Source organism: Halobacillus sp. H74 (genome assembly GCF_052246715.1).
GTDB lineage: Bacteria > Bacillota > Bacilli > Bacillales > Halobacillaceae > Halobacillus > Halobacillus litoralis_A.
In genome coordinates this window covers 216,582-235,428 of record NZ_JBQQCI010000006.1, presented here as the reverse complement: position 1 = coordinate 235,428, position 18,847 = coordinate 216,582, and the positions used below count along the sequence as shown (strand labels likewise).

At 41.3% G+C, this 18,847-nt stretch carries 19 protein-coding genes and 1 other annotated feature; of the genes, 5 read left to right on the top strand and 14 right to left on the bottom strand.

The features are described 5' to 3' along the window. Positions 1-65: 65 nt before the first annotated feature. Complete coding sequence (locus ACTWPX_RS15235; RefSeq protein WP_164908486.1) at positions 66-242, top strand: hypothetical protein; 177 nt, start codon at positions 66-68, stop codon at positions 240-242. A gap of 40 nt (positions 243-282) precedes the next feature. Here the strand turns inward: ACTWPX_RS15235 and pepF are convergent, their stop codons facing one another. The 3 genes from pepF to mecA all read right to left on the bottom strand — a co-directional run bounded on the left by pepF (position 283) and on the right by mecA (position 4,094). Then, entirely contained in the window at positions 283-2,091 is a 1,809-nt protein-coding gene (pepF, locus tag ACTWPX_RS15230; RefSeq protein WP_443120478.1) for an oligoendopeptidase F, read from the bottom strand. 66 nt (positions 2,092-2,157) lie between these two features. Next, positions 2,158-3,306, bottom strand: coding sequence for a competence protein CoiA (locus ACTWPX_RS15225; protein WP_443120477.1), 1,149 nt, complete (start codon positions 3,304-3,306; stop codon positions 2,158-2,160). A 92-nt stretch (positions 3,307-3,398) separates the two neighbouring features. Further along, entirely contained in the window at positions 3,399-4,094 is a 696-nt protein-coding gene (gene mecA / locus ACTWPX_RS15220) for an adaptor protein MecA (protein WP_443120476.1), read from the bottom strand. Positions 4,095-4,390: 296 nt separating this feature from the next. On the opposite strand from mecA, the gene ACTWPX_RS15215 reads away from it, so the two are divergent. Then, positions 4,391-5,056, top strand: a complete 666-nt coding sequence (locus ACTWPX_RS15215) for a TerC family protein (RefSeq protein WP_443120475.1) — start codon at positions 4,391-4,393, stop codon at positions 5,054-5,056. Between the two features lie 160 nt (positions 5,057-5,216). On the opposite strand, the gene spxA is transcribed toward ACTWPX_RS15215, so the two are convergent. The 9 genes from spxA to ACTWPX_RS15170 form a co-directional block, all read right to left on the bottom strand. Next, positions 5,217-5,612 carry a transcriptional regulator SpxA gene (spxA, locus tag ACTWPX_RS15210; protein ID WP_128523517.1) on the bottom strand — a complete coding sequence of 132 codons (396 nt, stop codon included), beginning with the start codon at positions 5,610-5,612 and terminating at the stop codon, positions 5,217-5,219. 283 nt (positions 5,613-5,895) lie between these two features. Then, a complete protein-coding gene (locus tag ACTWPX_RS15205) occupies positions 5,896-6,492 on the bottom strand; it encodes a GNAT family N-acetyltransferase (protein ID WP_128523519.1) in 597 nt (198 codons plus the stop codon). Positions 6,493-6,940: 448 nt separating this feature from the next. Then, the gene (locus ACTWPX_RS15200) at positions 6,941-7,078 is read right to left on the bottom strand and encodes a hypothetical protein (protein ID WP_443120474.1); all 138 of its coding nucleotides are present in this window, start codon (positions 7,076-7,078) and stop codon (positions 6,941-6,943) included. Positions 7,079-7,094: 16 nt separating this feature from the next. Then, entirely contained in the window at positions 7,095-8,315 is a 1,221-nt protein-coding gene (locus ACTWPX_RS15195; protein ID WP_443120473.1) for a putative glycoside hydrolase, read from the bottom strand. Positions 8,316-8,508: 193 nt separating this feature from the next. Next, positions 8,509-9,447, bottom strand: a complete 939-nt coding sequence (locus ACTWPX_RS15190) for an ABC transporter ATP-binding protein (RefSeq protein ID WP_443120472.1) — start codon at positions 9,445-9,447, stop codon at positions 8,509-8,511. Next, complete coding sequence (locus tag ACTWPX_RS15185) at positions 9,444-10,502, bottom strand: ABC transporter ATP-binding protein (protein ID WP_443120471.1); 1,059 nt, start codon at positions 10,500-10,502, stop codon at positions 9,444-9,446. Before ACTWPX_RS15185 ends, ACTWPX_RS15190 begins: the two co-directional genes overlap by 4 nt. Positions 10,503-10,518: 16 nt before the next feature. Beyond that, positions 10,519-11,649 (bottom strand): oligopeptide ABC transporter permease, encoded by a 1,131-nt coding sequence (gene opp3C / locus ACTWPX_RS15180; RefSeq protein WP_443120470.1) that lies wholly within the window; start codon positions 11,647-11,649, stop codon positions 10,519-10,521. 6 nt (positions 11,650-11,655) lie between these two features. Next, entirely contained in the window at positions 11,656-12,582 is a 927-nt protein-coding gene (opp3b, locus tag ACTWPX_RS15175) for an oligopeptide ABC transporter permease (RefSeq protein WP_443120469.1), read from the bottom strand. A 178-nt stretch (positions 12,583-12,760) separates the two neighbouring features. Further along, positions 12,761-14,452: a peptide ABC transporter substrate-binding protein gene (locus tag ACTWPX_RS15170; protein WP_443120468.1), complete on the bottom strand. Its 1,692-nt coding sequence runs from the start codon at positions 14,450-14,452 to the stop codon at positions 12,761-12,763. Between the two features lie 415 nt (positions 14,453-14,867). On the opposite strand from ACTWPX_RS15170, the gene ACTWPX_RS15165 reads away from it, so the two are divergent. Continuing rightward, complete coding sequence (locus tag ACTWPX_RS15165) at positions 14,868-15,233, top strand: DUF3899 domain-containing protein (RefSeq protein WP_443120547.1); 366 nt, start codon at positions 14,868-14,870, stop codon at positions 15,231-15,233. Between the two features lie 50 nt (positions 15,234-15,283). Continuing rightward, positions 15,284-15,482 (top strand) — a binding site (T-box leader). A gap of 58 nt (positions 15,483-15,540) precedes the next feature. Further along, complete coding sequence (trpS, locus tag ACTWPX_RS15160; RefSeq protein WP_443120467.1) at positions 15,541-16,539, top strand: tryptophan--tRNA ligase; 999 nt, start codon at positions 15,541-15,543, stop codon at positions 16,537-16,539. Between the two features lie 80 nt (positions 16,540-16,619). On the opposite strand, the gene ACTWPX_RS15155 is transcribed toward trpS, so the two are convergent. Continuing rightward, entirely contained in the window at positions 16,620-17,381 is a 762-nt protein-coding gene (locus ACTWPX_RS15155; RefSeq protein ID WP_128523538.1) for a YjbA family protein, read from the bottom strand. Between the two features lie 89 nt (positions 17,382-17,470). Continuing rightward, positions 17,471-17,671, bottom strand: a complete 201-nt coding sequence (locus ACTWPX_RS15150) for a hypothetical protein (protein ID WP_443120466.1) — start codon at positions 17,669-17,671, stop codon at positions 17,471-17,473. A gap of 157 nt (positions 17,672-17,828) precedes the next feature. Here ACTWPX_RS15150 and ACTWPX_RS15145 point away from each other — a divergent pair, with 157 nt between their 5' ends. Beyond that, positions 17,829-18,827, top strand: a complete 999-nt coding sequence (locus ACTWPX_RS15145; RefSeq protein WP_443120465.1) for an LCP family protein — start codon at positions 17,829-17,831, stop codon at positions 18,825-18,827. Positions 18,828-18,847 lie beyond the last annotated feature (20 nt).

The following is an 18,847-nucleotide window of genomic DNA, read 5'->3' as shown; positions in this document are numbered from 1 at the left end:
CACCCGGTGAAAGTCATGCTCAGCTTCTCCCTTTCATAAACTGTACAAAAAGGGGGCAGCTTAAAATGAAAGTCTGGTCAATTCTAACCTGCTTGTTTTTAATCATTATCCTTGGCTTATTCCATCTGTTCGCCCTTATGCATCTCTATCCTTTATACATCACTTCTCCCTTACTTTTCATCGCCATTTATCTGGGTTTATCGATTACTTCTTACAAAAAGACATTCCGCGGCTTCAAATAAAATGCCCACGCGAGAGTTTCCACGTGGGCATTTGTTATGATTATTTTTTCAACAAGGCTTCCATTTCATCCAGTTTCTCCTCAAACACATCCAGAGCAGCTAGGATTGGATCTTTTGATGTCATATCGACGCCAGCCCGCTTCAATACTTCAATCGGGTAATCACTGCTCCCCGCTTTCAAGAAACTTTTATAACGATCCACAGCAGGCTCGCCTTCTTCAAGGATTTGCCCGGCTAAAGCTTGAGCCGCCGCGTACCCTGTGGAATACTGATAAACATAGTAGCCCATGTAGAAGTGTGGGATTCTCGCCCATTCAAGCCCGATTTCATCATCCACCACGATATTCTCGCCGAAATATTTCTTGTTAAGGCCGTAGTAGAGTTCAGTCAGTTTATCGGCGGTTAACGCTTCACCGTTCTGGGCCTGGACATGGATTTCATGCTCGAATTCAGCGAACATCGTCTGACGGAAGACAGTGCCGCGGAACCCTTCCAAAAAGTTATTGAGCAGATAAAGTTTCTCTTTATCACTGTTGGTATTTTTCAGCATATGATCATTCAACAGGGCCTCATTACAAGTGGAGGCCACTTCAGCGACGAAAATTGAATAGTTACCGTAGCGATAGGGCTGGTTTTCATGAGTGTAGTGACTATGCAGTGAATGTCCGAGCTCATGGGCAAGGGTGAATAAATTGTTGACGTTATCCTGCCAATTCATTAGGATATAAGGATTCGTGCCATAATGTCCGGAAGAATACGCACCGCTTCGCTTCCCTTTGTTTTCCACTACATCAATCCAGCGGTTTTCAAAGCCCTCATTCAGTAGTTTCACATACTCTTCACCAAGTGGCTCTAAACCTTTCACGACGAGCTCCTGCGCCTCTTCATAAGTTACTTCCATCTCAGCTTCTTTCACTAGTGGTGTGTAAAGGTCGTACATATGGACTTCATCAAGCTCTAATACTTCCTTACGCAACTCTACATAGCGATGCAAAAGGGACAAGCGATCATTTACAGCATCGATCAAGTTGTCATAAACCGACTCTGGAATGTTATTATTGTCCAACTTGGCTTGGCGCGCCCGGTCGTACTTTCTTACTGTCGCATTGAAATTATTTTTCTTCACATGGCCGCTCAGCGTTGATGCAAACGTGTTTTTGAACGAACCGAATGTATCGTACATAGCTTTGAATGCTGCCTTGCGAACTTCACGATCATCAGATTTCAAAAAGTTGATGTAACGGCCATGGGTCAGATCCACTTCTTCCCCTTTTTCGTTTTTAATTGTCGGGAAAGTAATATCAGCATTATTCAAAGCGCCGAATGTCTGAGAAGGGTTTGAACCAATCTCCGAGAATCCCGCAAGAAGTTTTTCCTCTTTTTCACTCAGGACGTGTGCACGCTGGCGTGTAATCTCATCAAGCGTATGTTCATAGAGTTCAAGCGGTTCATACGACTCAATGAAGCTTTTCACTTTTCCTTCAGGAAGCGCCAGAATTTCAGGTACGACAAAACTCATTGCCGAAGCGATTTTCGTGTACAATGTTTCCGCTTTCGCATTCAATTCCTGGTAATGGGAATTGGTCGTGTCCTGGTCATTACGCATATGTGCATAAGTATAAAGTAAACCGATTTTATTAGATATTTTATCTTGAAAAGAAAGCAGCTCGTAAAGCTGCTCGGCAGATTCGCCCAATTTCCCCTGATATTTTTCTAATTCAGGAAGCAACTCTTTCGTTTCTTCTAACTCTTGATACCAAGCTTCATCTGTAGCAAACATGGACTCCAGATCCCACGTCTTTTCTACAGGTACCTCTTCTCTTTTTGGCAGTTCTTTCGTAGACGACATCCAAACATCCTCCTTCAAAATAATTCGTCACCCTAAAAGTTTCTCGGTTTGTGTGATAATCCCTTCCTAAATCTTAATTCTTTGTAAACTTTTCAACTGTGCCAACGTTCTCCGGTCATCCTCCAGCCCATCTTCCATCCGCTTATGAAAAGAGACCTGTTTCTTTTTCACCCATGTATTATTCCCTGTTTTTCCAACGATATTTAATTTGGCCAATAAGTTTAAATATTGGGTTGAAAGAGATGGGGTGTATCCATTGATAGTAGATTGGATTTTTATTTCAGGAAAGCTGATGAAAGCTCCTATGGGAAGAGATATAAAATGATCGATCAACAAGCGGGTCTGCCATATATAGGGCTTTGTCATCAACTGTACTTGTCCAGCTAATGGAAGGAAACACACACTTGGAATCAAGGAAAAATGATACCCGTTCAAATAAAGATATTGGCGGTACTTTCTTTCTTCAGAACCAACCTGTTTCCTATAAACGGTACGGTTTTCGAACCATTTCTGCTTTAAATCAAAAAATAAATTTAATGTATCTGAAGAGTTGTCTGGAGATAAAAATTGAGGGAATAATGCTTCACTTATCGGTGTAGAGTGGATGGAACCATAATTTTGACGCATACCTATGCTTCTTATATGTGACACGCGGATTATTCTTTTAGAGGAGGTATCAAAAAACAGCAGGTGATAACTATTGTGCCAGTAGTAAAGAAAGGAACGGATGAAATCATTGAGGAGAATTTGTTCGGGGCCGGATCGCTGGAAGTGTTTCATACCGAGGATCCATAAAGGGAAGACTTCTATTTTCTTGTAGGCTGCGGTCCTTTTGCGCACTTCACGGATAGGGATGGTCGAACATTGATATTCAAGGGCAAGCTTCTTACCATTATGCTTCATCAAAACATCAGCTCTTTGTTGAATCTCTTCAATATAAGGCTCCAGATGAACCTCGTATCCTTGTTCGAAAAGCCATTCGTATAACGCCCATTTCCCTGTTTCATGCTCCAAGCTCTCTCCCTTTTTTATAGAGGCACAATCACTTTTGGGAGGATGGGAAAAATGAGGAATCACCTTCAAACCCGCCCGGACTTGCAGTGGTTCATTGCATGTAGGGCAACGAAACATTTGCCGTTTGATAGCTGAAATCTCCTGCTTAGACATTTGATATAGGGACTGTAATTTTCCTTCGGTATTAAGAGCATACAACACCAGACTATCACCTCCTCTTTATCATTCGACAAAAATCCATATTTTTCCTGCACAAACAAAAAAATAAGCACACGTGATTGTGTGCTCGTTGATTACTCAACGGGGAAATATTCTTTCACAGAAGTTAAAGCTTGTTCAGCAAAGATCACTTTACCATATTCTTCTAAACGGTGAATCGTTAAAGAAGATTCATGCCCGTATTCCATCAATTGACTAAGAATATTTTCTTGTACTTCATCACTCATATTTTCATCAGTGAACTGAATATATAAATAGTATCGATCTTCGAAATGGAATAAGCGCTGTTCCATAGAGTCCTCAGGTGAAACATAGTGACTAAGTTGAATAATGTCTTCGAAATCATTGAATTTAAGTGTAAATGTCAACGGTTCGTCTGACTCCTCCTGATCCTCATCATCGTCATCTTTGGATTTTTCTTCAGAATCATGGAATTTATCGTCAAGCAGTGATTCCAGTTTCTCGTCTACTGGTACATCAATTGCCTTACCTTCTTCATCCGGCAGTTCAAGCTTTTGGCCATCTTGGGAAACCTGTGCTTTCGTGACTATAACTTCCAGTCCTTTATCCATCGCTTGAACTTGAATCCATAGCGGTCCATCCGCCTGAAAGTTTTCCTGGTCATTGACTTCATCCATCATTTCCCAGAAAAGCTGTTCGCTGCGTTCACGATTATACCAAATTTCTTCTCTGTCAAATCCTCGTTGTTCTACATCTTGATATGTTACGTAAAATTTAACGGTGTTTTCATTTATTCTTTCGATTTCCATACATTTCTCTCCCTTCTTGTCATGTTTTAAGGGGGAAGGGAACACTCACCCTTTTTTCGCTTATAGAACCTTACCCGTTAGGCCTAAGCTTCAACCGTCATGTTGTGTAGAAGTAGGGGTTGATGTACTCCTATTGTATGACAGTGTACTCTAAATGGAAAACAAATTGCTTGAATTCAGCATATAACCATTCAGGACTTGAATATTATGGAGAAAGGCCCCCGAATCAGGGTGGTTGAGTTCTCATTTTAGCTTATTCCCTAAGGTTTGTCACTACATAGCAGGAGGATTTTTCAATGAATTGGGACTTGCTTGAGCCATTACTCATCATCATCAGTATTGATATCATTCTAGGGGGAGATAATGCCGTTGTCATTGCCCTGGCCAGCCGCAATTTACCTCCTGAGCAGAGAAACAAAGCGATAATTCTCGGGACAGGTCTGGCAATTGCAGCAAGAGTTCTGTTGACGATGGTTGCTCTTTATCTTCTCCAAATTCCGTTCCTTCAATTAGTCGGTGGACTACTTCTTTTCTATATCGCGATGAAACTGCTGACAGACAACGGCGAAACAGAAAATATTAAAGCAGGTGACAGCTTAGCGATTGCAGTAAAAACCATTGTGTTCGCTGATATTGTAATGGGGTTCGATAATGTGTTAGCCATCGCTGGAGCCTCTCATAACAATATCATCCTTGTCATCATCGGATTGCTCGTGTCCGTACCGATTATTGTCTGGGGCAGTCGTATCATCCTTGTACTCATGGACAAGTATCCACTTCTCATCTATTTCGGAGCCGGAATCTTAGCCTATACAGCAGCGGAAATGATCATGGAAGATCGTTACTTCTTTCAGTATATAGAGGACTACCCTATCATCCATCAGTGGTTCTCAGTTGTAATGGTAATCGTAGTCATTACATTAGGTTATTTATTTAATAAGAAAAAAGGCACGGCGTTATAACTAAAAGAATAAACCTTATGGAAGTAACAATAGCTGGCTTAGGCGATCTATCTCCACACTTTTGCAGCCACACCAAGCGGACATGTGAAACAAACCTCAACTTTCTAAAAAAATGAAAAAAGCTGCGACCGGGAAACCCCGTCACAGCTTTCTATTTGTATTAATTGACCAGACGCTGCGCTTCCTTCAACTGGAAGGTGCGTACACTTCGCGGTAAGAAACGACGAATCTCATCTTCGTTGTATCCTACCTGCAAACGTTTATCATCAATGATGATTGGACGGCGGAGCAAACCAGGATTCTCTTGAATCAAATCGAAAAGGTCCTGCATTGGCAGCTGATCGAAATCCACTTTCAACTTTTGGAATACTTTTGAACGTGTGGAAATGATTTCTTCAGTTCCATCCTCTGTCATGCGAAGGATTTCTTTGATCTCATCCAACGTTAATGGCTCAGAAAATATATTGCGTTCTGTGTAAGGTATATCGTGCTCTTCAAGCCAAGCTTTTGCTTTTCGACATGATGTACAACTTGGTGAGGTATAAAGTGTGACCATACAGAAACTTCACTCCTCGATATAATTTATAGTGAAAATTCAATTACTTATTTATTTGTAATCAATATAATCTAACCATGATTCTACTATAACACAACTGTCAAGAAATTTCTATGGTAACTTGGACAATCATTGTACAAAGCAATCGTTTTATCGTTTCCGTATATCAATACCTCTTTTTTACCCTTTTCAAACCTAAAGAAAACAATTCTTTTAATTTTTTCTATTTTCAACTATGCCTGTTTGATTGAAAATACCCACCTAAGCACGGTGGGTATGTAAATTAAGAATTTTTTATTTTATCCAATTCGTTCAAGATGTCTTCGGTATCATCACGATCTTCATCCCTTGAGAGCACCTCGTCGACAGGCTGATAGGATTTTCCATAAAATTGTTCGTCTTTATAGGTGTGGATTTCCGTGTACATCTCTTTCATTTGTTCATAAATTTGTTCTTCAGAAGCATCCTCTGGTGACCAAAAAAGAATCTCCATCGTATTCATTTCATTCGTTACAACAGATCGTCTCGTGTAGCCGATGGAAAGAGCATGCTTGAAGCCTTCACGCTGATAGAAGCGCAGCCGTTTTTCAGAGTCCGAATCTTCATAATCGACCGGCTCTACTTCAAGGATGATCGGTTTTCCTTTCGCCTTCATTTTTTCAATGAGTTTATGACCAAGTCCCTGACCACGTGAAGCAGTGGAAACGTATACATAATCAATGAAAATGAAAGCATCGAACTCCGCATACATTAATACATGATGTTCGCCTTCATCCTTATAATATACGTCACCTTTCTCTTTCAATAGTGCTTCCATGTGTTCTTTTGATTTCATTTCCTCTACAGGAAAGTACTCGTTCAACTTCTCATACCAATTCATTGATCTACTCCCTTATCATTAGTCACTTCTATTATACCGAATATTGATTCACTTGTTAAATCTATTCTTTACAGGAGATATTCCCCTGCTTCTGCAGTTGTCCATAGGATATGAAATTAATATGAATTTATCCACTTTGACACCACCTTCACTGGCTGGGACCTTCCGGAATTCAACTATCCGCCTAGTGTTCAACAAGGCCTCAGCCTGCGCAGGAAGTTTTTTTCAATCAACAACCATCCAGCCATACGGTAAGGAGCCCTGACATCTCGTAAATGAGTTTTCCACACACTGATGACCACTAAACGAATAAAACCATGCGAGAGCCATCAAAAAAATTCTTTCTGAATTATGCATCAAAGAAAAAGCCGAGTAGAACGATTTTATCATTCTACTCGGCTTCTTTATTTCGATGAGACATCCGGGATCTTACTCCTCCTCCACTTGGTCAAGTGATCTTCTTAACTAAGTTAGCTGAAACCGTGCCCGCAGGCAAGCCTCCACCGACAATCGATTCGTGAGAAGCAACAACAAACTTCAACAGTTCCTCTAGGTGGGGAAAAAAAGTTTTTAGTGACCTCGGCATCCCAACACTCTTTTCATTAATTCATCGGTGTATAATCAACATTCTTCGTATAATTATTTCCAGCATTCCAAAGAAGGAATTCATTGATATCATTCTCATTCAAAGCACGAATTTGAGCTTCTACTTCTGCTTTCCCATACTGTTTGGTAGCACCCGAGTATAGCCATGGTGCTTCAAAATCCTGTAACCAGGGGCGGGAAGTCGGTTTATTCTCAAGCTTATTCAATACTTCATTCTCTACCTTCGCATACTCATCAATAAGACGGTATGGCTCTGTATCCGGTTTTGTAATTCCGAAATATGGCCCCCAATGACTTGGATAAATCATAGAGGAAATGACATCAACGTTTGAAGAAATCTTCGAGAAGTTCTGCCCGATGTTCGGAGCTTCAGGAATTGTTGCGGCATATCCGAAGATATCTACAGAAACATCCACCCCATAATACTCCAGCTCATTCCGAGCATACTCTACGAAATCCGTAACCGCTTGGACACGCTTTTGTACATTATTCTTTTCTAAATCTGCATATTTGCCCTGGTCATATTCCAAGACGTCATCACGGCTGTCAAAGCCTTCCGGGAAGCGGACATAGTCATACTGGATCTCTTCAAATCCCATTTCCGCTGCTATTTTCGCAAGCTCCACATTATATTCCCAAACTTCTTCTGAGAATGGACTGACAAAAGCTTCTCCTTTGCCATTCTTCCAAACTTGTCCATTTTTCGTGAAAGAAAGATCAGGACGCTTTTCAGCTAGAAGAGTATCTTTGAAAACGACGACCCGAGCAATAGGATAAATTCCTTTCGCTTCTAATTCTTCCAGCATCGCACGCGGATCATCAATGAACGGTTCAGCTACATCAGCGTAAGGAGAACCCTCTTCCGGCTCAAATGTAATGTTTCCATGATCTTCTTTAATGTCAATCACCATCGCATTAAGCTCTGTATTTTCTACAAGCTTTGTCAATTCGGCCATTTTAGCTCCACCAGCTGATGGACCAGTGACATAAATTCCTCTGACAGCATCCGGGTATTCGAAGTTCAATCCGGAATTATAAGTAAAACGAGCAGCCGGGCTCGGAATTACCAACTCCTTAAGTCCCAGTTGCTTCTTCGTCATGATTCCTGCATCTTTTGTTCCTTCTCCTTCTTCAGCTTTAACATTATGTAATGGTAGTGCCATACCTAAAAGGAGAATACCAGTGAAGACCAGCATCCAAAGTTGTTTTTCCCCCATTATACATCCTACTCCTATTCCTATTTTCTTCTTCTTCATTATAAAAGAGGTTGGCATGATATAACAGTCTTGGAATACATTTTTTCCTATGAATTTGCATATCGTTACCATTTACCTATTTTCAAGCCACAAACAACCTTTCCAAAAAAAGAAAAGGCCCTGCTTTGAAACAGGGCCTCTCTATAATTACGTATTATTCACCTGTACCATGTTCTCTTTGATATTGTTCAAATTCTTTAGTTGTACAAAGAACATGATGTCCTGGGCGCACTTCACGGAACTCAGGCTCCTCACTCGTATCGTGGTGACTCGGGTCGTACGTGAACCGTTCACGGGAACGCTCATAATCCGGGTCAGGAAGAGGAATCGCAGAAAGCAGCGATTGTGTGTATGGGTGGATTGGATGCTTGTATAGCTCTTCTGAATCCGCAAGCTCCACCATTTTACCGAAGTACATGACACCAATACGATCACTGATGTATTTGACCATCGACAAGTCGTGGGCGATGAACAAATAGGTCAGATTTTTTTCCTCTTGCAACTTTTTGAGCAAGTTGACAACCTGTGCCTGAATCGATACGTCCAGCGCTGAAATCGGCTCATCGGCGATGATGAAGCTTGGATCTACAGCTAGCGCACGTGCAATACCGATACGCTGACGCTGTCCGCCACTGAATTCGTGAGGATAACGGTTAGCGTGTTCTTTGTTCAATCCCACGGTTTCCAGTAATTCATGGACTTTAGCTTTACGAGCTTTTGCGTCCTTTGCCAAACCATGAATATCCATACCTTCTGCAATGATATCTTCAACCTTCATACGAGGGTTCAAAGAAGCATAGGGATCCTGGAAAATCATTTGCATTTCACGGTTGAATTTTTTCAACTGATCACGGCTTTTCTTCCCATGGACATTATCGCCTTCGAAGAAAACTTCACCTTCTGTTGCATCATACAAACGGATGATTGTACGGCCAGTTGTCGACTTTCCGCAACCGGACTCACCGACTAAACCGAACGTTTCTCCTTTGTATATATCGAAGTTCAAGCCATCTACTGCTTTCACGACACTATGCCGCCCTGTTTTGAAGTGTTGTTTTAAATTTTTGATTTCTAATAATTTTTCTTGACTCATTTGCGATCACCTTCCGAACTGCTGGATGCATTCGCCATACCTTCCATACGCTTCTTGACAGACGCTGGCGGGTCGATGGCCGGTGCATTCTCATGAAGCAGCCAAGTAGCTGCGTAATGGGTATCACTAACTTTGAACATCGGTGGTTCTTCTTCTAAATCGATTTTCATAGCATATTTATTACGAGCGGCAAAGGCGTCCCCTTTTGGCGGGTTCAGCAAATCTGGAGGCGAACCAGGAATCGCAAAAAGCTCTTCATCTGCACTATCTAAAGAAGGCATTGAGCCAAGCAGTCCCCATGTATAAGGGTGTTGAGGATTATAGAAAATATCATCAACGGTACCGACTTCTACGATTTTACCCGCGTACATAACAGCTACTCGATCTGCTACGTTCGCAACCACACCAAGGTCGTGTGTAATGAAAATCGTACCAGAATCCGTTTTCTTCTGAATATCTTTCATAAGCTCAAGAATTTGTGCTTGAATGGTAACATCCAAAGCTGTTGTCGGCTCATCTGCAATCAACAGCTTCGGATTACAAGCAAGAGCTATCGCAACGACAACACGCTGCCTCATCCCACCAGAGAATTGGTGTGGGTATTGTTTGATCCGGTTTTCTGCATCTGGTATTCCAACAAGTTCTAAAAGCTCTAAAACACGTTTTTTCGCTTGTGTTTTGCTCATTTTCTGGTGTTTGATCAAACCTTCCATGATCTGATTACCGACCTTCATCGTTGGATTCAATGATGTCATCGGATCTTGGAAAATCATCGAAATTTCTTTACCGCGTATTTTTTGCATTTGTTTTTCAGTCATTTTTGCCAAATCGCGTCCTTCAAAAAGGATCTCTCCCTCTTTGATTCGACCCGGTGGCTTAGGAATCAATTGCATAAGAGCTTTCGTCGTTACAGATTTCCCGGAACCTGATTCTCCGACAATGGCAAGTGTTTCCCCTTTTTTCACATCGAAGTTGACCCCACGTACAGCTTTCACTTCACCACCGTAGGTGTCAAAGGATACGTGCATATTTTTGACTTCAAGAAGTTTTTCCATTGTGTACACCTACCTCCTATTCGCGCATCTTCGGATCGAATGCATCACGAAGACCGTCAGCTAAGACATTAAAAGCAATCATGATTAGAGAGATTATAATTGCCGGGAATAACAAAATGTGTGGATAGATCTGCAGTGAATTAAATCCATCGTTAATCAACGTACCTAGTGATGCCAGTGGTGTCGGCAGACCTAAACCGATAAAGCTTAAGAAAGCTTCAAAGAAAATCGCCGCAGGTATTGAGAACATCGTATTAATGATGATCAAACCTAGGACGTTCGGAATCAAGTGTCTACGTAAAATACGGTTATCCTTGGCACCTAATGTACGAGAAGCGAGGACGAACTCCTGGTTCTTCAGTTTCAATACTTGTCCCCTGACAATCCTGGCCATTCCAATCCAGCCGGCTATCGCTAATGCTATGGTTATCGAGAGTATTCCCGGCTCAAGGATCAGGATCATCAAGATAACGAGAACAAGGTTCGGAATACCGACAATGACTTCGATGATACGCTGCATGATGTTATCGACTCTTCCGCCATAGTAAGCAGAAATACCGCCATAAGCGACACCGAACAACATATCAATGGCTGCAGCTAAAACAGCAATGTAAAGAGAAACCCTTGTTCCCATCCAGGTACGTGTCCATAAATCACGCCCAAGTCCGTCTGTACCGAACCAGAAATTCTCTTCCATATTTTTCGCTCCATAAGCATCATACGTAGCTTCTACTTTCGCCGGCTCCCCATTAGAACCATCGTTTAAAACCTTTGTCTTAATATAATCCTCTTGATTGTTGAAGCGCATCAAGGCATTCTGCTCTGCTTTCTCCAAAGAATCCGCCGTTTGTACGGAAGTCAAAGTTCCGTCCATGCCTAACCAGCTAAGTGCTTCTACTTTAGGCGGCATTTTAGCTCTGGACAAATCTTGTTCAAATTCGCCATATTCATTCATGTACGGTCCGAAGGCCGCCATGATAACCAATATAATTAATACAGCCAAACCGATCATCGCACCGACATTTTTACGAAGGCGGATGAAAGAGTCCTGCCAGAAGGAAAGACTCGGCCTCGCTATCTTTTCACTATCATTGCTGCTCGTGTCTACCGGTACGAATAAATCTTTCGATGGTTTATTGTTATCCATAAATGATTACTCTCCTTCTGCCAGTCGAATTCTAGGATCAATGACTCCATATAGCAAATCAATGACCAGTACGATGAAAATAAATAGGAAAGAAATCAGTAATGTTGTACCCATAATGATTGGGAAGTCATTGACGTTAATTGCTTTAACGAACTGTTCACCAATTCCAGGAACAGCAAAAATGTTCTCAATTACTAAAGTACCTGTCATTAGACCTATTGCTAAGGGTCCTAAGACTGTAATCAATGGAATCAAAGCGTTACGCAAACCGTGTTTGAAGACAACACCGAATTTGTTGACTCCTTTCGCTCGAGCCGTAACGATGTAATCTGATCCCATAACTTCTAACATTTCGGTTCTCATAAAGCGGGCTGCAATTGCAAGTGGGAAGATCGCCAACGAAACAGTTGGTAATACCGTATACTCCCAACCTTCCCACAAGGCAACTGGGAACCAGCCTAACTTCACACCGATGTAGTATTGGAGTAGACCTGCAAATACGAATGAAGGGATCGATTGTCCCAATACCGCAAGAAATGTCGATGTATAATCCAATGGTCCATTATGATATATCGCAGAAACCAATCCTAACAGCATCCCGAGTATCGTCCCGATCACCATAGCCTGAACCCCAAGCTGCATAGATGGACCGATACGCCCCATAATGATATCCGTAACTTCACGGTTGTCGAATTGGAACGAGATACCAAGATCACCTTGAGTCAGGTTGACCATATAATTGAAATATTGCACAGGAACCGGATCATTCAATCCATATTTCTCTAAAACAACCGCCTGCTGTTCTTCTGATAATTTATCTGCAGCACTTAGGGGAGTACCTGGTAAAAACTTCATCAAGAAGAAAGTAGCGGTAGCGATCACAACCATCGTTATAAGCATATAAACTAGTCGTTGAAGTATATAACGTGTCACACTAACACCTCCGTTTGTTTAAACCCTATGTCACTATACATTGTTGAAATTGACAGAAATTTGTCTATAATTAGAATATTTTGATTGCAGGGAAAAAGAGAGCATACGCCAACACGTTGGACATATACTCTCTTCCCTATAAAGCAAGCCTATATGTGGTTGGAATTGGTCAGTTCAATTATTTACCTTCAATATAAGCATGTTTGTAAGTGTAGTCAGGTCCCATCGGGTTGACGATTACACCTTTAAGGTATGGCTTCCAAAGCTGAGCTCTTGCACGCTGATAAAGAGGTGCTAGAACAGCATCATCCTGAATCAACATTTTCTCTGCTTCAAGGAACAATTCGAAACGCTCAACTGGCTCTTGAGCAAGCTCAGTATTCGCTTTTTCGATCATGCTGTCATACTCTTCACTAGAGTAGCCAGTCTTGTTATTTCCACCATCTGTAACCCACATGTTCAAGAACGTGTTCGGGTCGATGTAATCAGGACCCCAACCAGAGTTTTGAAGCTCATATTCCATGTTTGTGTCACGGTCCAGACGCTCCTGGAAAGGTACAGATTGAACGTTTACAGTCAAGCCTTCAAGCTGCTGTAATTGGTCTTTGATATAAGCATCAAGGTTCTGAGCAACTTCAGTATCCCCACCAAGGTAGTTCAGTTCAGCTTCTTCAATACCAAGTTCTTCTTTAGCAGTAGACCAAAGTTTTTGCGCTTCTTCTACATTGTACTCGACAAGATCGCCATTCAGTTCACGGAAATCTTCCCCGCTTTCAGGGTGAGATACAAAGTTTTGCGGGATATCACCGACAGCAGGTAGAGACCCGTTATTCAAAATAACGTCTACCATGCTTTGACGATCGATCACCATTTGAATCGCTTTACGAGCGTTTACGTTAGACAGGATTTCATTTTCCTGGTTCATCTTAAGGTAGAACAATGTTGGTTCTTCATTGATTTGGAACTCTTCAGATGTACGGTATTGGTCTACGAATTCAGAAGAAAGATTAACACGATCGGTTTCACCAGTGTCATATAGATTTACGCCTGTAGCCGTGTCTTTAACGACTTTAACGTTAATTTGCTGAAGTTTTACATTCTCTGCATCCCAGTAATCTTCATTCTTTTCCACTTTCCATCCTTCTCCATGGTTCCATTCAGTCATAACGAATGGACCATTAGAAAGCAGTGTGTCAGCTTCTAGCGCATACTGATCGCCATGTTCTTCAACGAAAGCCTGGTTCAATGGTAAGAATGTACCGAATGTAGTCAGAGATTCGAAGTATGGTACTGGTTTTTCAAGTGCAACTTCTAATGTGTAATCATCAGTTGCTGTTACACCCAGCTCTTCAACTGGTGTTTCCCCCTCTGCGATGGAAGCAGCGTTTTTGATGATGCCACCCATCATGTAAGGGCCATATTCAGAACCAGTATCCGGGTTAACCGCACGCTGCCATGCATAAACGAAGTCGTTTGCTGTAACAGGATCGCCGTTTGACCAAACAGCGTCTTCACGAAGGTTGAAAGTCCATGTGAGTCCATCTTCACTCACTTCGTGATCCTTTGCAATTCCTGCTTCAGGTTGTCCATTTTCACCTAGACGATAAAGACCGTCCATTGTCGAACCTAACCATTGGAATGCAACAGCATCCGTGGCCATGGATGAATCCATTGTTGGAATTTCTGCACTGTCGATAAGATTAAGTACTTGTTCGCTGTCTCCTGAAGCTTCGCCTTCAGTGTCTGATGTGTCCTCTGAGTCAGCATCATCTGTGGAATTAGATGTATCGTCTGATCCACCAGAACATGCTACGAGGAACATGCTGAGTACTAGTGCAAGTACCAGCAGTAACCAATTTGTCTTTTTCATGTAGAAAATGACCTCCCCTAATTATTTTCTAAAAAAATTTGTTGTGGCACTTTGTCCACATATCGAATTATACAAGTTTTCTAACTATTTTGCATTACCTTTTTTTCTGAATAATTTCAGGATTCCCATCATTATTACGTTTCAGTAACATAAAATGTGACTATTTACCTAGTTTATTTTACAAATTTACTGTTTATATTTTATTAATTATAAGCGTTTATGCATAAAAATGATTTGGTATTTTCTAAGAATGTTATTTATCGCGTTTATCCGTTAAAGTGTTTGCATAGGCTATTCAATATTTTTTCAATGTTGAATTTTCAGTTTATTTGATTGTGTTAACAATTCCTCGGATGCTTAAGACATGCTATAATATATACAGTTTTTGACGAAAGGTGGAGATGGTTTGAGCATCATGAGAAACAAATGGGTAATGATCCTTATCAACATAGCTGTCGTAACGCTGCTATTTGCTGTTTTGGCACCTGTTTACGATTTGTTTCATTACATAAATCAATTATTTTACGTTGCGTACTTCTACTTATTCTTCGGTATTATCATGTGGGTCGTCCGCGGAGGATTTTTCGACGGGATTACATACGGATTTCGAAGATTTACAAACCAGATGTCCAAACAGAAAGATTATCTGGATGACTGGAAGGAGAAGCCGCTGCCTTCCAAGAACATATCAAGCTCAGTCCCCAAGTTCTTTTTATATCATGGGATGGTGCTAAGTATTGGTTTACTGGTCTTACTACTGCTCTATTACTTACTTAAATAACTTGCAAGTAAAATAAGAATACTTTATAATACAAAATTACTACTATTGAACGAAAGGCAGAGATGAAAGATAAGTACGTTTGATGAGTTCTTCTCAGAGAGGCTGTGTTTGCTGTGAACAGCTAAGAACCTCAAACGGAATTGGGCTTTCGGAGCTTCTTCGGACGTATATCGGCGTTAACGATGTAGAGTTGACTTTCGTATTAGTCGAGAGTAACAAGGGTGGCACCGCGGATCATTCGTCCCTTCCATTTTGGAAGCGATGAATGATCTTTTTTTGTGTGAAAATATTAAATGAGGTGATTGTGATGAAGACAATTTTTTCCGGAATTCAACCAAGTGGTACATTGACATTAGGAAACTACATTGGAGCTATGAAACATTTTACAGAAATGCAGGAGGATAACAATTGCTATTTTTGCATCGTAGACGAACATGCGATCACCGTCCCGCAGGACCGCCTGGCTTTAAGGAACAACATTCGTTCGTTGGCGTCTCTATACTTAGCTTCAGGAATCGATCCTGAGAAGTCCACTTTGTTTATCCAGTCCGAAGTCAGTGCCCACACCCAATTAGGGTGGATGTTACAATGTGTCAGTTATATTGGCGAGCTTGAACGTATGACTCAATTCAAAGAGAAGTCAGCCGGTGGAGAAAAAGAAGGGGTTTCAGCAGGCCTTCTCACTTATCCCCCATTGATGGCATCTGATATTCTCTTATATAAGACTGATATCGTCCCGGTCGGAGATGACCAAAAACAGCATTTAGAGTTGACACGTAACCTTGCCCAGCGCTTCAACAACAAGTTCAATGACATCTTTACTGTACCTGAAGTGAGTATTCCCAAAGAAGGCGCCCGCATTATGTCCCTTCAGGATCCGACTAAGAAAATGAGCAAATCCGATGAAAACCAGAAAGCCTTCATTTCTATGTTGGATGATGAGAAGAAAATTTTGAAAAAAATCAAGAGTGCAGTAACCGATTCGGATGGCATCGTTAAATATGATAAAGAGCATAAGCCTGGAGTTTCGAATCTGCTGACTATCGAATCAGCATGTAGCGGCCTATCAATCAATGAGTTGGAACAAAAATATGAAGGTAAAGGATATGGGGACTTCAAACAAGGAGTTGCAGAAGCAGTCATCAATATATTAAAACCAATCCAGGAACGTTACAAAACGTTAATTGATTCTGAGGAACTCGATAATATTTTAGATACAGGCGCAGAAAAAGCTTCTTTTGAAGCAAACAAAATGCTGCGCAAAGCGAAAAAAGCCATGGGTCTTGGCCGGGTAAAGAAAAAATAACTGGTCAGAACAAACGCGAAAAAACTGTCCGGCCGTTATATAACCCAGACAATGAAAAAGCCAGAATTGAGATTCACTTCTCAATTCTGGCTTTTCATATGTTCTGAGACACGCTCATTCTCTCCGTGCCAAATCGTCTCAAAGAATGGCTGCCCTTTCACCATTTTCTTGCATAATTCCTCGTGCATTTTAGACCATCCATGACATGTTCCTTCATATAAACGGTCCCATGCTTCTCCATTTGAAAATTGCTTGATATTCGAATATTGCCCCGGATCCCATTCTGTTAACCAGTAACGAATTTCCTCTGGATGGTCGGAATGCTTCAATTGATCGAGCACCATCATTAACAACTGCTTCAATTGTCTTTCTCTTCGCGTCAATCCAGACATTTTATCAGGTTCAAGCGAAAGGATATGGTGTTCTTTTGTAACACTTTCTTCTATTAAATAGATTTCTGGCTGCTTTCCTTGGACCATTTCATATACTAACCGTTCCTGTCTTGGTATCAGGCGGCTTTTCTTAACCGGAAGTGTGTAACCGATAGTATCAAATACGATGACATCTTTTCCATCAGTGACAACTGCTGCGTATTCAACAGTGTGACGCTCCTGGTTTTTCTTTATATACGTTTTTCGATGTATGTCCTGGAGTAATGATGCCGGCAGATCCTGCAAATCATTTTCAATAAAATTAAACATTTCTTCACTCACTAGAATTAAAGGGATTTGATCAACCAACTCAATGCCATCCTCTTTGCGCCATTCATGAAAACGACACACGTTATACCCATTCTCTTCACCTTCAAACCAGTTCACCCACAGATCATGCATGTATAACATTTCGGACCCTCACTTTCACTCGTGATCTCTTTTGGTTACATTATGACCATTACTGGCTTTTTTATTCTTTCAATCCATAATTTAGAAAATTAATCTTCCATGAGAATCAAAGCAATTGTGATCATCAAAATACCTGTTGGAAATAAGTAGCACTCTAACCTTGTCCTAATAAAAATGATAAATTCTATCCACGTTAGCCCAGCAGGGACAAGATTCAAGTAAGTGATCGTCACCGTTCCCCCTGCGACAGCGAACCCGAAACCTGTCAAAAGCAGCAGCCAATACCGCATAAGCATATCCCCTTCGGCTTGTCCTCCTATTGTTATCTTATGAAACTGCACGCTTGGACATGCGGCGAATTGCCTTTAAATCCTACTCTTTACTTCCTTTCCAAATACAGGTACATTAAATAAAGTACAAGCTTTATCATTGAAAGGATGATGATTGTTGTCCCAAAAACGTTCTGTACGTAAACTGCAGAAAAAGCGCAGAAAACGTAAGGTTTTTATCGCACTTTATTGCTTATTTTTTCTAATAGTCCTCGGATATGCTGGATATGAATATTTACTTGGTAAACATCAAGCTATGAATAACCAGGCTTCGGCAGAAGAAAGCGGCTCTTCCATCGAAGCCGCCGCAAGTCCTTACAAAGATACCTTCCAAGGAAAGGACAATGGAGATAGCAGAATGATGGTGTTATTACTGGGCATCGACCAAAGAGGAACAGAGCTTGCCAGGACCGACACGATCATGCTTGCCGAGTACGACCCTGAATCCGAAAGCACGAAAATCGCTTCTCTAATGAGAGATACCTATGTAAACATTCCGGATCATGGCTATAACAAGTTAAATGCTGCATTCGCCCTTGGAGGTCCTGAACTCCTGCGAGAAACAATTGCTGAGAATTTCGGAATTGAAGCAGAGTACTATTCAATTATCGACTTTAAAGGTTTTACACATATCATCGACACCCTCTCTCCTGATGGGATAGAAATGAATATTGAAAAGGATATGCACTACGTATCAGGTGGGGGAGACACTAACATCGACCTGAAGGAAGGAAATCAAACATTGGACGGTGAGGACTTACTTGGTTATGTGCGTTTTCGCGGGGACGCTCGCGGCGACTTCGCTCGTGTGGAACGCCAGCAAAAAGTGATCGGCATTTTGAAAGATGAACTCGTCTCATTCCAAGGTGTCTTGAAAGCACCGCGTTTGATCGGTACATTACAACCATATATTGATACCAACATTGGCGGAAGCAAAATTCTACAGTTAGGGAAAGAACTCCTCATGAATCCTATGGAAGATGTTGACATGTTGAGTATACCTACCACGGATAACGTGTGGGACGAAAGAAAAGCTTACCCGATCGGTCTTGTTCTCAACCATGATGAAGAACAAACAAGAAACACTTTACAACAGTTTTTTGATAATGAAGAATAAAAAATCCCCCGATACCAAAG

Coding starts and splice junctions, on each gene's coding strand:
- pepF (WP_443120478.1), bottom strand. CDS start 2,091: ATGTCGTCTACGAAAGAACTGCCAAAAAGAGAAGAGGTACCTGTAGAA.
- ACTWPX_RS15190 (WP_443120472.1), bottom strand. CDS start 9,447: ATGAGTCAAGAAAAATTATTAGAAATCAAAAATTTAAAACAACACTTC.
- opp3C (WP_443120470.1), bottom strand. CDS start 11,649: ATGGATAACAATAAACCATCGAAAGATTTATTCGTACCGGTAGACACG.
- mecA (WP_443120476.1), bottom strand. CDS start 4,094: ATGGAAATCGAAAGAATAAATGAAAACACCGTTAAATTTTACGTAACA.
- ACTWPX_RS15150 (WP_443120466.1), bottom strand. CDS start 17,671: ATGCGGTATTGGCTGCTGCTTTTGACAGGTTTCGGGTTCGCTGTCGCA.
- trpS (WP_443120467.1), top strand. CDS start 15,541: ATGAAGACAATTTTTTCCGGAATTCAACCAAGTGGTACATTGACATTA.
- ACTWPX_RS15215 (WP_443120475.1), top strand. CDS start 4,391: ATGAATTGGGACTTGCTTGAGCCATTACTCATCATCATCAGTATTGAT.
- spxA (WP_128523517.1), bottom strand. CDS start 5,612: ATGGTCACACTTTATACCTCACCAAGTTGTACATCATGTCGAAAAGCA.
- ACTWPX_RS15170 (WP_443120468.1), bottom strand. CDS start 14,452: ATGAAAAAGACAAATTGGTTACTGCTGGTACTTGCACTAGTACTCAGC.
- ACTWPX_RS15205 (WP_128523519.1), bottom strand. CDS start 6,492: ATGAATTGGTATGAGAAGTTGAACGAGTACTTTCCTGTAGAGGAAATG.
- ACTWPX_RS15185 (WP_443120471.1), bottom strand. CDS start 10,502: ATGGAAAAACTTCTTGAAGTCAAAAATATGCACGTATCCTTTGACACC.
- ACTWPX_RS15235 (WP_164908486.1), top strand. CDS start 66: ATGAAAGTCTGGTCAATTCTAACCTGCTTGTTTTTAATCATTATCCTT.
- ACTWPX_RS15200 (WP_443120474.1), bottom strand. CDS start 7,078: ATGCCGAGGTCACTAAAAACTTTTTTTCCCCACCTAGAGGAACTGTTG.
- ACTWPX_RS15195 (WP_443120473.1), bottom strand. CDS start 8,315: ATGGGGGAAAAACAACTTTGGATGCTGGTCTTCACTGGTATTCTCCTT.
- ACTWPX_RS15155 (WP_128523538.1), bottom strand. CDS start 17,381: ATGTTATACATGCATGATCTGTGGGTGAACTGGTTTGAAGGTGAAGAG.
- ACTWPX_RS15165 (WP_443120547.1), top strand. CDS start 14,868: ATGAGAAACAAATGGGTAATGATCCTTATCAACATAGCTGTCGTAACG.